11 protein-coding genes and 2 pseudogenes are annotated in these 14583 nt (G+C 68.1%); 5 read left to right on the top strand and 8 right to left on the bottom strand.

Annotation, left to right across the window (positions count from 1 at the left end):
* Positions 1–80 precede the first annotated feature (80 nt).
* The 3 genes and pseudogenes from LEL84_RS11210 to LEL84_RS11200 all read right to left on the bottom strand — a co-directional run bounded on the left by LEL84_RS11210 (position 81) and on the right by LEL84_RS11200 (position 3483).
* On the bottom strand, positions 81–398 hold the full coding sequence (locus LEL84_RS11210; protein ID WP_010842754.1) for a hypothetical protein: 318 nt from the start codon (positions 396–398) through the stop codon (positions 81–83).
* A 76-nt stretch (positions 399–474) separates the two neighbouring features.
* Positions 475–2374 (bottom strand): annotated as a pseudogene (locus LEL84_RS11205) (alkyl/aryl-sulfatase).
* A gap of 116 nt (positions 2375–2490) precedes the next feature.
* On the bottom strand, positions 2491–3483 hold the full coding sequence (locus LEL84_RS11200) for a TIGR00341 family protein (protein WP_226514091.1): 993 nt from the start codon (positions 3481–3483) through the stop codon (positions 2491–2493).
* A gap of 119 nt (positions 3484–3602) precedes the next feature.
* Between LEL84_RS11200 and LEL84_RS11195 the strand changes: the two genes are divergently transcribed.
* The 5 genes and pseudogenes from LEL84_RS11195 to LEL84_RS11175 all read left to right on the top strand — a co-directional run.
* The gene (locus LEL84_RS11195) at positions 3603–4718 is read left to right on the top strand and encodes an ADP-ribosylglycohydrolase family protein (RefSeq protein WP_226514090.1); all 1116 of its coding nucleotides are present in this window, start codon (positions 3603–3605) and stop codon (positions 4716–4718) included.
* Between the two features lie 142 nt (positions 4719–4860).
* Positions 4861–6228, top strand: a complete 1368-nt coding sequence (locus tag LEL84_RS11190; RefSeq protein WP_226514089.1) for an MFS transporter — start codon at positions 4861–4863, stop codon at positions 6226–6228.
* A gap of 177 nt (positions 6229–6405) precedes the next feature.
* Positions 6406–7650 carry an HNH endonuclease gene (locus LEL84_RS11185; protein WP_226514088.1) on the top strand — a complete coding sequence of 415 codons (1245 nt, stop codon included), beginning with the start codon at positions 6406–6408 and terminating at the stop codon, positions 7648–7650.
* Between the two features lie 296 nt (positions 7651–7946).
* A complete protein-coding gene (locus LEL84_RS11180) occupies positions 7947–8729 on the top strand; it encodes an MFS transporter (protein ID WP_226514087.1) in 783 nt (260 codons plus the stop codon).
* A 27-nt stretch (positions 8730–8756) separates the two neighbouring features.
* Positions 8757–9230, top strand: a pseudogene (locus tag LEL84_RS11175) (NAD(P)H-dependent oxidoreductase); the annotation flags it as partial.
* Here LEL84_RS11175 and LEL84_RS11170 read toward each other — a convergent pair.
* Genes LEL84_RS11170 through LEL84_RS11150 form a run of 5 tightly spaced genes read right to left on the bottom strand, consistent with a single transcriptional unit; the run spans position 9203 to position 14526 of the window.
* Positions 9203–10618: an amidohydrolase family protein gene (locus LEL84_RS11170; RefSeq protein ID WP_226514086.1), complete on the bottom strand. Its 1416-nt coding sequence runs from the start codon at positions 10616–10618 to the stop codon at positions 9203–9205. The pseudogene LEL84_RS11175 and the gene LEL84_RS11170 overlap by 28 nt on opposite strands.
* Positions 10615–11226 (bottom strand): pyridoxal 5'-phosphate synthase, encoded by a 612-nt coding sequence (locus LEL84_RS11165; RefSeq protein ID WP_226514085.1) that lies wholly within the window; start codon positions 11224–11226, stop codon positions 10615–10617. Before LEL84_RS11165 ends, LEL84_RS11170 begins: the two co-directional genes overlap by 4 nt.
* Positions 11223–12023, bottom strand: a complete 801-nt coding sequence (locus LEL84_RS11160) for a creatininase family protein (protein ID WP_058249771.1) — start codon at positions 12021–12023, stop codon at positions 11223–11225. Before LEL84_RS11160 ends, LEL84_RS11165 begins: the two co-directional genes overlap by 4 nt.
* Entirely contained in the window at positions 12020–13351 is a 1332-nt protein-coding gene (locus tag LEL84_RS11155) for an FAD-binding oxidoreductase (RefSeq protein WP_226514083.1), read from the bottom strand. The genes LEL84_RS11160 and LEL84_RS11155 overlap by 4 nt, the downstream gene beginning before the upstream one ends.
* A complete protein-coding gene (locus tag LEL84_RS11150; RefSeq protein WP_226514082.1) occupies positions 13348–14526 on the bottom strand; it encodes an ABC transporter substrate-binding protein in 1179 nt (392 codons plus the stop codon). Before LEL84_RS11150 ends, LEL84_RS11155 begins: the two co-directional genes overlap by 4 nt.
* Positions 14527–14583: the final 57 nt, after the last annotated feature.

Genomic DNA, 14583 nt, shown 5'->3' with positions numbered 1-14583 from the left:
CTCGCAAGCTCGCTCCTCAGGGAGCAGGAGGCGAAGCTCGCTCCTCAGGTCGGGGGCGCTTCGCTCGCGGCTCGGGTCGTTCACCGTCGCCCGGGCGGCCGGTCACCGGCCGGGCGCAACGCCCACGACGGCACCCAGTGTGTGACCTTCTCCTGTCGGTCCTTCGAGGTGATCGTGTAGGTCACCTTGCCGTACCAGGCACCCCATTCGTCGCGCCCCCACTCGGTGAGGACGCCGAGGTGCACCGACCGGATCTGTAAACCGTCGGGGTGGTACTCGCCGCTGAAATGCGGTGCATTGGGGTAGAGCGCGCCAAGGTCGATGAGCACCGCCTTGTGGCCGACCCGCACGAAGGCGGGCCGGTGTGGTTGGCCGTTGTCCCCGCCAATCCACTTCATGCCCACCCAGTCAGTTTCGCACGTGTGTTCGAGCGGTGTCACCCTCGGTCGGGTCGGCCGGGCCGCCCGGCGGGAACTAGGGTGTCACGATCGCGAAATCGGGATCCGGGTCGTCCAGGTAGCCGGCGAGTTCGCCGAATGCACTCGGATCACCGTCGACGCCGACGTCGCCCGCTTCGACGGCCGTACCGAGATCCACGAGCCCGAGGAGCAGCGTCAGCAGGGTCTGCTTGGTCAGGGTGAACGTGGCGGCGACGGGGTCGTCAGCGCTTGCCTGATCCACGTCGAAATGAACCAGGAGGCCGTTGCGCAACTCCGATCGGTGACGTCGGTCGGCGTCGGTGATGTGCCAGTCGAGGACGATGTGGGCGTCCCAGGCCGCCGGCCCGTCGACTCGCAGGGCGACGGCGTCGAAGAGCTGATCGACCGACATGGCACTCGCGATGTCGGCGGCCGCAGCCGTGGTCGGAGTCCCAACCGGCCCGTTGCGCAACTCGTATGCGCCCATGAGATAGAAGTTGCGCCAGGTGCCGTTCTCGGAGCCGTAGCCGAGTTGCTCGAGCGTGTCCGCCTGGAGACTTCGCGCCTCCGCGTGTGTCGGGTCGGCGAAGATGACGTAGTTCAGGACCTGGGCGACCCATCGGAAGTCACCGTCGTCGAACGATCGGCGGGCCTTTCGGACCGCCTCGTCCGCACCGCCCATGAACTCGACATGCCGTTTCGCCGATTCCACCGGCGGATGCTCTCAGAGATGCGCCGGATTCCCGTCGAACCATCCCATGTAACGCTGGTAGATGGCCTTGACGTTGTGGCTCACCGAGCCGTAGTAGCCGTGCGTGTGCCAGGCGTTCGCGAGCGCGGGAGGTAACGCGATGTCCTCAGCGATCTCGAGACCGGTCCGACCCTCGTTGAGCAGCCGAAGGGTCTGATCGTGGAGGTATCCGTAGAGGTCGCGCTGGAGGGACAGGAACTCCGTGAGCTCCGCGGTGCCCCAGGTGGGCCAGTGATGCGCCGAAGAGCACGTCGGAGCGCGCCGCGAAATCGTTGATCGCCTCGGTCAGGTAGCGCGACCACACGTGCGGATCACGGACCAGTGCACCGCGCAAGGTGAGCAGGTTGTGCAGGGTGTGGGTCGCGTTCTCGGCCATACAGAGGGCGCGCATCTGTGGGAAGTAGAAGTTCATCTCGGCGGGTGCCTCGGTGCCGGGGGTCAACTGGAATTCGATGGTGACGCCGTCGACGGTCTCGGTCTGCCCGGTGGTGGTGACGTCGAGGGTCGGCAAGATCAGGGTCGCTGTTCCGGTTGACGTGGACTGGCCGAGGCCCGCGCCGATCGCACCGCGCGGGCCCCTGGGCAGCGCGGCGCCGTACATGTAGGCGGCTCGTCTCCCCATAGCGGTTCCGGCGTAGACGTTCTCGGCGACCGCGTGCTCGACCATGCCTGCCGGCGCGATGACATGGCACTCGCCGGCGTCGACGGCCTCCTGGGTGGTGACTCCCTTGACACCGCCGAAATGGTCGATGTGCGAATGGGTGTAGATGACCGCGGTCACCGGCCGATCACCACGATGCTCCCGATAGAGGCGCAGGCCGGCGGCTGCGGTCTCCTGCGAGATCAGTGGGTCGATGACGATGACGCCGGTGTCGCCCTCGACGACGGTCATGTTCGACAGGTCCAGGCCACGGATCTGGTAGATCCGATCTGTCACCTCGAAAAGGCCTTGTCGGGCAACGAGACCCGACTGCCGCCACAAGCTGGGGTGGGCGGTGGCAGGCGCCTCGTCGGCGAGGAAGGAGAATTCCTCGCAATCCCACACCGGTTTCCCGTCCTGGCCGGCGATGGCGGGGGGATCGAGTTCGGCGACGAGTCCGCGCGTGGTGGCGTCCAGGTCGCGTGTGTCCTGGAACGGGAGGTGATCGTGGGCGGACGAATTCGCCTGTGCCACTGAAGGGGATGCGTCTCGAGAGAGAGCCATGTGCTTGACCTCGTCGATTCTCGGTTGAGTGCGTACGGTGACGTTCTCGGTGAGCGATGCGTACGTACCACTCTGTCAGAAGCGCAGATGCCTCGCCGGGGTTCGGCACCCTCAGCTCAGTCGGCGCCCGACCGCTCGCCGACCGTGTGGACGACGACGACCTCGGGGTCCCAGGGGACCAACTCGTCGACCGTCGTCTGGAGCTCGTCGATCGGCGGCAGGTCCCGTGGGGCGAGCACACTGACGGTGACCGTACTGCCGGTCCAGCTGACACCGGTGACCTCGGACGAGTCGTTCCCGCCCGATCCGAGCCACGACTCCGCCGCGGTCGCGATCTGCCGGGACCACAGTGACGAGAGCGAGTTCGCGACCATCGGGACGGTGACGACGACGAGAGCTACGGCCAGTGCCGCGTAGGCCCGGCGTCGAGGGGCCCTCGGATGTTCCGCACCGGCGAGATCGGCGGCCTCTCGGCCATAGCCTGCGATCGTCAACACGACGAGGCTCGTGATGATCATCGCGACCACGTTCGACGCGAACAGCACGAAGGCGCCCAGTGCGAGCGACGGGGCTCCCGACCCCAGGCAGACGCCGACGACCCCGAGTGGCGGCACCAGGGAGATGGCGATGGCCACGCCGGGCAGCACATCACCGACGTCGCGACGGGTGATGGCGATCGCGCCGACGAGGCCGGTGGCGAGGGCGGCCAGGAGGTCGACGAGCGTCGGTGACGTCCGGCCCAGCACCTGTGAGTTGGAGAGCACGTTCGTCGGGTTGGGTAGCAACTGGGCGAACACGACGCCCAGGATCGTCACCAGGATGACCCCGGCGAGCACGTAACCGACACTCGCGAGCACGAGTCGACCACGGCCGGTGGCGATTCCGAGTCCGATGCCGAGGATCGGTGTCGACAGCGGCGCGACGATCATCGCCCCGATGACGGTCGCCGTGCTGTCGGCGACGACTCCCGACACGGCGATGATGCCCGACAGGGTGAGCATCAGCCAGAACGCGCTGCGCTTGGCGGTGCCGTCTCCGACGGAGAAGTCGAGGCGCTCGACGATCTCGTCCAGGGTGCGTCGCTGTGAACCGGGAATGAGGGAGAGCACGATCGGAGCCCCTTCGTCTCGAGGTCCTCTGAAAGTACCCGTTCACGGTCCGCTGTCCAGCAGAGTCGACGCAGCCGTGTGACCATGGATGAACGCCGGGGAAAGCACAGGGGGCGAACATGGATCGGTTCACCGGATGTCTGCTCGCCGGCGCTGCCGGCGACGCGCTGGGCGGTTCAGTCGAGTTCTCGACTCGGGACGCGATCCTGGAGAGGTTCGGACCCGCGGGCATCACCTCCTACTCCGAGGCGTACGGCGGCCTCGGCACCATCACCGACGACACGCAGATGACGCTGTTCACCGCGGAGGGTCTGCTGCGCGCCTGGGCGCGCGACTGCGCGGGAGGCATCTCCTGTTATGCGGCCACGACGGCCCGCGCATACCTGCGGTGGTTCATCACGCAGGGCGGCCATCCGCGGCACGGCGTGCTGGCGACGACCGAACGGTCCAGTTGGCTGGCAGGGCACCAGCAGTTGCACAGCCGGCGGGCACCCGGCACCACCTGTCTCGAGGCGCTCCGGGTGACCACTCGTCCGGGCGCCCCGGCCGACAACGACAGCAAGGGCTGCGGAGGTGTCATGCGGGTGGCGCCGGTCGGTTTGTTCGCGGCCCGCGCGGACTGGTCTGCCGCAGGCACTTTCGACCTCGCGACCACACTCGCGGCGCTCACCCACGGCCATCCCTCCGGTTCGCTTCCCGCCGGCGTTCTCGCGGTCGCGGTTCGCGAGCTGATCGTCGGGGCCGGCCTGCCGGAGGCGCTGGCGACGGCGAAAGGCATCCTCCGGAATCGTTCCGGTCACGAGGAGACCCTCACCGCCGTCGAGGCCGCGGAAAGCCTTGCCGGTTCGGGCCTGTCCCACGAGGCGGCGATCACGCGCCTCGGCGAGGGCTGGGTCGGAGAGGAGGCGCTCGCGATCGCCGTCTACTCCGCGCTGGTGGCCGACGACCTCGAGGACGCGGTGATCATCGCGGTCAATCACGACGGCGACTCGGACTCCACCGGCGCGATCGCAGGCAACCTGCTGGGTGCGCGCGACGGGGTCGAGGCCATCCCGCCGCGCTGGCTGGAGCCCCTCGAACTGCGCGACGTCATCGTCGAGATGGCGGGCGATCTACACGGGTTCGTGGACTGGGACATCACCGAGACCGATGAGCCGGCCGGGTCGGACAGTTGGGTCGAGAGGTACTGGGGACCCCGTCCGCGGGCGACTCCGGACCTTCGCCCCGTGGGCTGAGTCTCCGGCGCGACCGGCGCCATCGTCGTCACCCGCCAGAACGTGGCAGGTCAGCGCCTCGGCGTCGTGGCGACGAGGTGCGCAATACGACGGCCACGACGGGGTTGCCCGATGGTCACAGACGTCGGTTTGAGTTCTCCCCATGGCAATCGCTCTGAGATCCGACCGTGGAATCCGTGTGCTCGCAGGCGCTTCCGGGGTCGGGTTCATTCTCGCCATCTGCGGCTCGAACGCGATGACGCCACTGCTCCCTGGATACATGGACACCCATGGGTTAGGGCCCGCCGCGGCGTCGGTGCTGTTCGCCACCTACTTCATCGCCCTGATCATCATCCTGTTGATCTCGGCTCGCGGCCCGCTCATCCGGCACAGCCGCACGGTGTTACCGTTCGCCCTCCTCGCGGCGATCGTCGGCGACCTCCTGCAGATCGTCGGCGCATCGGTCGACGTGCTGCTGTTTCCGGGACGGTTCCTCACCGGGGCGTCGGTGGGCCTGAGCACGGGCGCCGCCGCGGCTATCATGGTGGCCGCCCGCGGCGAACGGGGTCGTGCGTTCATCGCCTCCGGTTCGCTCATCGGCGCCGGAAGCGGGCTGGTTGCGGCCATCGCGATAGCCGTGTTCCTGCCCTGGCAGCTGGTCACGGTGTACGCGATCCACGCCGTGGCGACTGCCGTATGCCTGATCGTCTTGCTCGTCGGTCTGCGTCTGGCTCCCGGTTTGCTTGCGTATGGCAATGATTCGTCGATGGACGACGGCTTCGCGCCGCAGTCGACACACGCTCACACCGGCGACCTCGACGTCCACAACGGCGACCTCGACGCTCACACCGGCGACCTCGACGTCGCGGGCACCCGTCGTCGAGATCCCGGTGCCTATCTGGTCGGCGCGCTGGCGTGGGCGATCGGTGCGCTCGCGGTGGGCGCGATGCCCGCCGCGATCCTCACCGCCGGAGCGAGCGACTCGCTCCTCGTGTCCCAATGTGTCGGTGGCGCATGTCTGTTGGTCTCGATGGTCGCGAGTCTCGCCGGCGTGGGGGTGCGGCTCGTGACGACGTTACCGGCGGTCGGGGTGCTCCTGGTCGTCGGATGGTCCACGGCGGTGGTGGGTCTCGTCCTCGGCCGGCTCGACGTGATCGTCCTGGGTACGGTCGTCGGCGGGATCGGTCAGGCCGGGGGGTACCGAGTGGCGCTCGCCGCTGTCACCCGCGGTCTCGGCGCCGTCGAGCAGGGCCGTGTGGCGTCGCGGTTCTCCGCCTTCGCCTACAGCGGTGCGGGTGTGATGGTGGTGCTCGACGGTGTCGCCGGCCAGGCAGTCGGGACCCTCGGTGGCGCCATCGTCACCGGCGTCGTCTACGCCGCGGTCGCGGCCGTCGCCATCGGTCTGGTCGTTCGACGAGCCTTTCCGCGCCCCGATCCGAAAGTCCGCAGTACCGCAGGTGTGATGGCGGCTTCTCAGGGAGCAGGCATTGACGCTCGCAAGCTCGCTCCTCGGGGAACGGGTCATGAGTGACTCGGGCGCACCGGCTCTGACTGAACAAGTGGGACTGATGGGGCTTCTGTTCACCACAGTTCACCACGGTTCACTGCTGGTACGAGAGTAACAGCGACTGCTGTGCAACAGGATTCGCTGTCACCGCGGTTGTGGATGAATCTCGTCGTCGAACGTGATTGCGAGTAGCTTGGTGTCATGCCCTCGATCACCGAACTCCGCGACACCCTCACCGTCCTGCAACCACCGCCCGACGACGGCAGTGGTCGTGCCCTGCACGAGCGGCTCGACGAGCTACGGATGTTGCACAACGTGCTCGACCACCAGATCGCGTTTCACACAGCACTTTTCGACGTCACGGGTGCCGCAGCGCGGGCGGGCTCGACCACACGGAACGCACTGATCGAGATGGGCATGCCGCCCGCGGCCGCGCACCGCTATGTGCGGATCGCTCGCGGGCTGGAGTCGGTGCCGAAGGTCGCCGACTGTGCTGCCGAGGGTTATCTGTCTGCTGAGTGTGTCGACGCGGTGATCCGTGGGATCACGTTGGTGCGCAAGCGTTCCGCGTCAGCGTTGTCCGACGACGACCGGTCAACGTTCGAGAGCGAGTTGCTCGCGCAGGCGTTCTCCGGTGCCACCCCGGCCCAGATCGACGACCATGCCCGCGGGATCGCCATGCGGGTCGCCGCCACCGACCCCAGCACTGTGCCGGCGGCCGATGATGCGTCGCTGAACACCGTGCACACCCGCATCACCGACGAGGGTCGGGTCGCGATCACCGCAGATGTGACTGCGGTGATCGGAGAGAAGTTCGTGTCCATGATCGACGAACGGTCCTGTCCGCGTCCCGAACCCGACGGCGCGACGGATCGTCGCAGTGCGGCCGAGCGCCGCGCCGATGGGCTGGAGCTGTTGTTGGATCAAGCTGCGATCGGCGCGGCGATGACCACCGCCGGCGCACCCCGCACCCAACTCCTGGTCACCATCCCTGCCGACGGCGCTGACCCGGCACGCCTGCCGTGGATGGGGGCGGTGTCGCCATCGTCGGCGCGCCGGCTGTCGTGTGATGGCGGGGTGGCCGAGATCGTCCTCGACGCCGAAGGGGTGCCGTTGCGGATGGGCACCACGAAACGACTGTTCCCGCATCATCTGCGGCAGGCGATCATCGTCCGTGATCGGTGTTGTGTGAAATGCGGTGCGCCAGCAGCGCACACGCAAGTTCACCATCTGGTCCACTGGGCCGACGGTGGTCCCACCGATCTGGACAACGGGTGCCTGCTTTGTCAACGCTGTCACACCCAGGTCCATCACCACGGCTGGCAGGTCGTGATGGGACCCGACCGGCACCCCTGGCTGATTCCGCCCGTCGACATCGACCCACGGCGCCTACCCCGGCCCGCCTACAACCGGCGCACCATGCGACTCGACGACGCCCTCGTCTAGACAGTCCACGCGAACACTCCACAGACCCTCCGGCGTCGACCCCGGCGCCACACGATCCTTGACAACTCCACAGTGTGAAACTCGTTCTGCTCAACGGGATTCTGTAACGAGCAATGGCGTATACCCGACGCTCCATGGGGAGCAGTGGGCCCGCGCCTCCGCAAGCTCAGGCCGCTCCTCAGGAGCGGGGAGACGTCCCGCCGCAAGCTTCGGGCGCTAGGCGGAGGGGGTGTCTCGCTCGCAACCTCAAGAGAGTTCGCGGCGCAAACCGGACACCTGTGCCTACCTTGGATCACATGACACCCACACGCATCTCCGGTCCGATCACCTGGCTTGCCGTGTTCCTGGCCGTCGCGCAGGTGGTCGCGCCCGTGGTCCCGTTGTCCGGCTTCGGCGCCTCGCCCAACGAGTCGACCACTGACCTGTTGATCACCCCGGCGGGCTACACGTTCTCGATCTGGAGTCTCATCTACCTGCTGTCGATCGTCTTCGCCATTGCCGTGGTGTGGAAAGGTGCCACCGGGACCGACGACCCGCGGCGTCTGCTCATCGACCTCGAAGTCGCGTTCGCCGGCGCGGCGGTGTGGATTCTGGTGTCGGCGGCGGAGTGGACGTGGGTGACGCCGATCGTGCTGACGGTCATGACGGTGGTCCTGCTCGACGCCGCCCGCATCGCCGCGAGACCGGCCGAGGACGCGGCGCCCCGGTGGCTCATCGTCCTGACCCGCATCCTCGTCGGTGTCTATGCGGCCTGGGCCACCGCGGCGGTCTTCCAGAACTGGGCCGCCGCGATCGGTGCCGACCTCGCCGATCCGCAGTCCCTGGGATGGCAGCTGACCATCCTGCTCGCATGCGCCCTGCTCGGCCTCGCCGTGACCGCCGCCGTCGGGTCGGTGCTCGTCGCGTACCCGCTCACGCTGATCTGGGCGCTCGTCGGGATCATCGTGGCCGCCGAGGGCGAGACGACGGCGGTCGTCGGCGTCGCGATCGGGACGATCGTCGCGCTGGTCGTGACCACCGCGGCAGTGACGATACTGCGGCGTCGGGCGGGTGTGCCCGCTCCTGCTGCGGCACGATAGCCGGGACCCATACTCGAGAGGCGGACCATGACCACCACTGTTGTCGCCGGGAACCCGAAGCCCGGTTCGCGCACGCTCGACGCCGCCCGGCAGTTGGCGCGGGCACTGACCGGGACCGATCCCGACCACGTCGTCGACGTGATCGAGCTCGGGGCGGGTCTGCTCGGATGGGGTGACGCCGCGGTCCAGGCCGCGGTCGACGTCGTCGCCTCGTCGGATCTCGTCGTGGTGGCGAGCCCGACTTTCAAGGCGACCTATACCGGCATCCTCAAACTGTTCCTGGACCAGTTCGCCACGGGCGAGGGCCTGCGCGATGTCACCGCCGTCCCGCTGATGCTCGGGGCGGGTCTCGCGCACGCGATGGCACCCGATCTGCTGCTCAAACCGGTTCTGGTCGAGCTAGGAGCGGTGTGCCCGGCACCCGGCCTGTACCTGATCGACTCGACGTACACCACCGATTCACGGATCGCCGACTACACCGACCGCTGGTCGTCGACCCTCGTGCGGTCCTGGCCCCGACGCGCCGGGACGACCGCATGGATCCCCGACTGCGCCGCTGACGCGATCATCCGCTCGGTGAGTTCGAAATCGGCCTGTGCGCGCAGCGGATCGGCGACGTCGCGGTCCCATACCGTGCGGCCACCCACCACGACCTCGCGTAGGTTGCGCAGTCCGCAACCGAGCACGTAGGTGGCGACGGGGTCCCAGATGGGGCCGAGGTGGGGGGAACGGGGATCGACGACGAGCAGGTCCGCGAACTTCCCGACCTCCAGCGAACCGACCTTGTCGGCCACGCCCATCGCCGACGCCGACCCGAGCGTGTGCAGGGTGAGCATGTCGACGGGGGTGAGAACCGCGGCGTCGCTGTGCTTTCCGCGCTGCAGGAACAGACCGGTGCGCATGTTCTCGAACGGGTCCGACACGTCGGTGCACGACTGGTCGTCCACACCGACGCCAATGGTCACCGAATCCCGGAGCAGGCGGGGGATGTCGGCGATGCCGGAACCGAGCCGACCGTTCGACATCGGCTGCCACACCACCGCCGAACCGGTGTCGCGCACACGCGCGACCATGTTCTCGGTGGGGTGCACGAAGTGTCCGAAGGCGAAGCCGGGGCCCAGAAGGCCTGCGGCGTCGTACCAGTCGAACTTCGACTGCTGGATCTCGATCTGCTCGGCAGTCTCGACGAAGTGCGCCTGATTGGTGATCCCGTACCGGTCCATCAGTGCCCGTTCGCGTTCGGCGGTCGCCTGCGACGACGACCACTGCACCGAGCCGTAGACCGAACCACCCAGATCGAGGTCGCGGTCGACGGTCGCCAGGTGGCTCATCACCTCGTCGAAACCGGCGAACGCGGCGTCCTCGCCGAGTTGCTCGTCGTCGAGTCGCACACTGGTGACGAATCGGATCCCGGTGGCCGCCAGGCCGTCCACCTGGGCGGTGACGAACTCCGGAGAATGCACCCGAGCCGCCTTGAGGACGGACTCCTCATAGTCGAAGAGTGCCAGGACGCGGGACTGGGTGAAGTTGTACACGGAGGTGATTCCCGAGGACAGGTGATCGAGCCCGCCGGCCAGCGTCATCCAGTACAGGTCTTGCGCATCGGCGCCGAGTAGCATCGTGCTGTTCAGCGTGACCCATTCATAGAGTGGGCTGTTGGGCGCCACCCCGCGCATCCCGCCGGTGTAGATGTGACTGTGTGCCGAGACGAAACCGGGTGCGAGGAAGGCGCCGTCGAGGTCGTGGCGGGGGAGCGGTGCGTCGGCCGGCGGTGAGCCCTCGCCCATCCCGGAGATCCGGCCGTCCTCGCCCACCGACAGCCATCCCCAGAACCAGGGCCTATCGCCGCTGACCGGCAGTACGAGGGCGTTGTGGTAAGTGCCGGTCATCCCGGTAGAACCTCCGAATTCCAATGATTTCCGTTGTCGGTGAACCGTACTCGTTGCGACGGCCCGTCCGGGTCGCCCCGCCAGAAGGTGATCTCCCGCAGGTCGACGGCGTACCCGGTCCAGGTGGGCGGTGCGGTCAGGCGTGGATGGGACGCATCGAAAGCGGCCCACCGCTGCCGTCGTTCGTCCGGCGACAGCGCGGCCAGGTCGTCGTCGTTCAGCCACGCCAGCAGCTGAAGATAACGGGACCGCCGCGAGTACGCATGCAGCAGTTCGTCATCCGGCGCACGACGGACATCACCGTGCGCAACGACCTGCCGGCCGACGGCGGGCCAGGCGATCGCGATCGAGGCCCGGGGGTTGTCGGCGAGTTCGGCCACCTTGGCCGACCGGCTGTCGGTGTGGAAGTAGACCGCGGTGTCGTCGGCCTCGGTGACCAGCACGTGTCGGACCCGGGGATAACCGTCGGGGCCGCACGTCGCCAGTGCCATCAACGGCCGTGGCTCGTCCGACGGGGGAAGCCAGTTCCGCAGCAGCGTCATCGGGTGGACCGAGAGCTGATCCGCGCTCGCGCAATCGGTTCCGAACCCGGTACCGCTGGTGATCAACGCCCCACCCGGCCCGGGTCGAAGGTGGCGATCTCCGGCAGCGCGGCGACCAGGTCCTCGACGCGCTCGTCGAAAAGCTTCGCGCCGATCGAGGCGTCGGCTCCAGTGGGGTCGCCGATCACCCCCGACTCGGCGAAATCGGTGGACAGCCAACCGAATCGGACGGTGCCGGCGAAACCGACGTGCCCGGCGTCGGCGACCGCGTCCGCCACCGTCGCGACCGCCTTGTCCATGTGCACGAGATCCGGCCGGAGGTGCAGCATCATCGAGGTCTCCGCCCAGCCCGCGTGGATGCCGAGTCCGCGCTCGGTGGGACCGGGGTGACCCGGGCCGGAGGAGAAGAAGGTCTGCAGGTCGAACCGTCGTCGGAGTTCGCGCGCGGCGACCTCGATCAGTGCGGAGTTGCCGCCGTGCGCGTTGAGGAACAGCACACGACGCGCCGGGGTCTGTGCGAGCGACGCCCCGATGTCGACGATCGTCTCGAACAGGGTGCTCGCCCGCAGCCAGATCGTGCCCGGGAGCCGCGAGTGCTCGTCGGATTTGGTGTAACCCAGCGCCGGCAGGAGCCAGACATCGTGCCCCGCCGCGGCACCGCGGTCCACGACGGCCTCGGCGACCGACTCCGCGACGATGAGATCGGTGGCCAACGGCAGGTGCGGGCCGTGCGGTTCGATTGCGCCCGTGGGTAGTACGAGAATCGAGTCCCGCGACAGGGTGGTGCCGATCTGTTCGGTGGTCAGCTCGGCATAACGCCGATGCGCGGCCGGGCGCGTCGTCCTGGTGGTCACCGTGTTCACATCCACCTTCCGGGATTGAGCAGACCCTTCGGGTCGGTCTGGTGCGCCAGCGCGCGGACGCGCTCGGCATCGAGATCGACGTACCACTGGTGCGGGGAGTGGACGCCGACCCCGAGATCCTCGAGTGCGGCGACGCCGTCGATGACCTGCTGCGGACTGCGGTAGATCCCGTTGAGCATCCCGAACATCATCTCGTGGCCGACCTCGAGATGCAGCATGCCGCCCTCGTACACCTTCTCCACCTCCTCGAGCCGGGTGACGAGTGCGTCCCCGCGTACCTCCATGTGGAACCACCTGTCCGGCTGCGACTTCTGTAACCACCACGTCGGGTGGTTGTAGGACAGCGTCGACAGCTTGACCGTCTCGGCGATGCCCTCGCGGACCGCTTCGACGCGGCCGCCGGCGGCGACGACCAGGTCGGTGGTCTCCGCCAATGCCCGGGCGTCGATGATCCCGCGCACGCTGGCGCGACCGCGGACGAGCGCGGGGTCGTCGGGCAGCGCCCCCGTGATGACGGGGCCGTCCGCGGACAGCAGACGCGGCTTCGGTTCGACCGCCGCCAGTCGGAGCGCCGCGTCGAACGCCTCGCGGGTGGAGCCGAAACTCGCGTACACGCAGCGCCATTCCTGCAGCGGTTCCACCCGGACGGTGGCGCCGACGATGATGCCGGCGACCCCGTAGGTGTGCACGAACGGGGTTGCGTCGTCGCCCTCGAGATGGACCACCTCGGCCTCGCCGGTCGCATGGACGACATCCAGTGCGTCGACGAACCCCTGATGGTTGCGGCCGTGCACGATCGTGCCGGTACCGGCCGAACCTCCCGCCAGGAACCCGCCGAGCGTCGACTGGACGGTCGACGGGTACATCCACAGCTGGCTGCCGTGCGACAATGCGGTCTGTTCCAGGTTGATCATCCGCGCGCCCGCCTGGGCGGTGACCGAACGGTCGGTGACGTCCCCGATCGCGGTCAGCGACGTCATGTCGAGGACGAGTCCGCCGAAGCGCGGGATGACCTGGCCGTAGTTCCCGGTTCCCTTGCCGCGCGTGGTGATCGGTACGCCGCGGGCGACCGCCGCGCGGACGATGTGGGGCACCGCGTCGGCCGTGCGTGGGTAGCACACGAGATCGGGTCGGCCGAGATCCTGCGCCGACAGGATCGGACTCATCCCCGAGCCGTCGCGGGCCGCGCGTTCGAGCGCGCGGGGAAGTGAGCTGATGCCGCGCGGGCCGACGATCGCGAGCAGGTCGTCGGCCAGCGCATCGACGTCCTCGGGGCCGAAGTCGGGGCGTCCCTCGTCGGTACCGACCGCGACCACCGGAGCGGTCATGACGGCAGGCCCACCGAGGTGTCGATGAAGCGGTTGGTCGCGATCGCCTCGGGCGTCAGGCCGTCGGCTGCGGGCGTGCCCTGCTCGGTGAAGATCGGCCCGGTCACCTCCATCACCCGGGCGACGCGCGCGGTGTCGAAGTTGCCGATCGTCGTGTCGGTGCCGTTGCTCACCAGGTTGAGGTCGGCCATCGTCTCCCGCGCGTAGTCGGCGTTCCGCTGGGAGTACACCCACCCCGTGTCGTACTGCTCGACGGCGTCGAGGATGACCGCGTCGGCCGCCTGTGGCGACGCCAGGTAATCGACCGAACCGCGCTGCAACACCGGCACCAGCTGCTCGAGGCAGGCGGCGTTCTCCTCCAGTGCGTCCGAGCGAACCGCCACCGACGACTTGTAGGACGGGAAGCCGACGTCGTGGATCAGCTGGTATTTCACCGGCTTCTGCCAGCCCTCCACCTCTTCCTGGTAGACCTGCGGCTCGGAGCTGGCGAACCCCTGCTGGGCGGTCTTGCCGCCGTCGGAGACGAAGTTGGCCGGCGACCCGTCGTAGCTGCCGTCGACCTGCGCGGGGGAGAGGACGCCCGACCCGGTCAGGTAGTCCATGTAGGTGGCCCCCTCGAAGTACAGGACGCGTGCGTTCGCCGCCTTGAGGTCGGCGATCCCCTGGACCTGCGGGTAGGTGGCGGGATCCCACATGATCATCTGCGGACTGATGTCGAGCGGTGCCATGACCGCCGTTGTCGGGTTGTCCTTCGAGTTCTGGATGGCCTGATCGGTGTCGACGTAGCCGAGGAGGATCTCCGGGTCGGAGTACATCTGTGAGGTCACCGACTGGAAGCCGATGGCGGGTCCGCCGGCCCGGATCTCGATGTCGACGCCGGTGTATTGGCCGCGGTCGAAGAGCGGACCGACGACGCGCTTGTTGCCGGCATTGATCGTGGGGTCGGGGCCGAGGAGTTGGTAGAGGTGGCCGTGTTCGGCCTCCGGGTTCCAGTCGGTCTGGATGACGACCTTGTCGGGACAGTTGGCGCTCAGGTCGACCGGGCCGACCGCCCCCGTGTAACCGGAGGATTCGGTGCTCTCCCCGGAACTACAGGCGGCGGTGAAGGCGAGGGCGGCGGCGACGACGGCGACACCGGTGGTCTTGGACAGGCGACGCCAGACGGGTGTGTTCATGAGATGAGTTCCTTTTCGGGCTGAGAGATTCCGGAAGTTGAATGGAGGATCATGGGG

It is taken from the genome of Gordonia sp. WA4-43 (assembly GCF_020520305.1).
Classification (GTDB): domain Bacteria; phylum Actinomycetota; class Actinomycetes; order Mycobacteriales; family Mycobacteriaceae; genus Gordonia; species Gordonia hongkongensis.
This window is presented reverse-complemented; position numbering and strand designations above follow the sequence as displayed.

Bases quoted from the DNA above. Each gene is read 5' to 3' on its own strand.
- LEL84_RS11210 (WP_010842754.1), bottom strand. From the start codon at position 398: ATGAAGTGGATTGGCGGGGACAACGGCCAACCACACCGGCCCGCCTTC.
- LEL84_RS11195 (WP_226514090.1), top strand. From the start codon at position 3,603: ATGGATCGGTTCACCGGATGTCTGCTCGCCGGCGCTGCCGGCGACGCG.
- LEL84_RS11190 (WP_226514089.1), top strand. From the start codon at position 4,861: ATGGCAATCGCTCTGAGATCCGACCGTGGAATCCGTGTGCTCGCAGGC.
- LEL84_RS11185 (WP_226514088.1), top strand. From the start codon at position 6,406: ATGCCCTCGATCACCGAACTCCGCGACACCCTCACCGTCCTGCAACCA.
- LEL84_RS11180 (WP_226514087.1), top strand. From the start codon at position 7,947: ATGACACCCACACGCATCTCCGGTCCGATCACCTGGCTTGCCGTGTTC.
- LEL84_RS11170 (WP_226514086.1), bottom strand. From the start codon at position 10,618: ATGACCGGCACTTACCACAACGCCCTCGTACTGCCGGTCAGCGGCGAT.
- LEL84_RS11155 (WP_226514083.1), bottom strand. From the start codon at position 13,351: ATGACCGCTCCGGTGGTCGCGGTCGGTACCGACGAGGGACGCCCCGAC.
- LEL84_RS11150 (WP_226514082.1), bottom strand. From the start codon at position 14,526: ATGAACACACCCGTCTGGCGTCGCCTGTCCAAGACCACCGGTGTCGCC.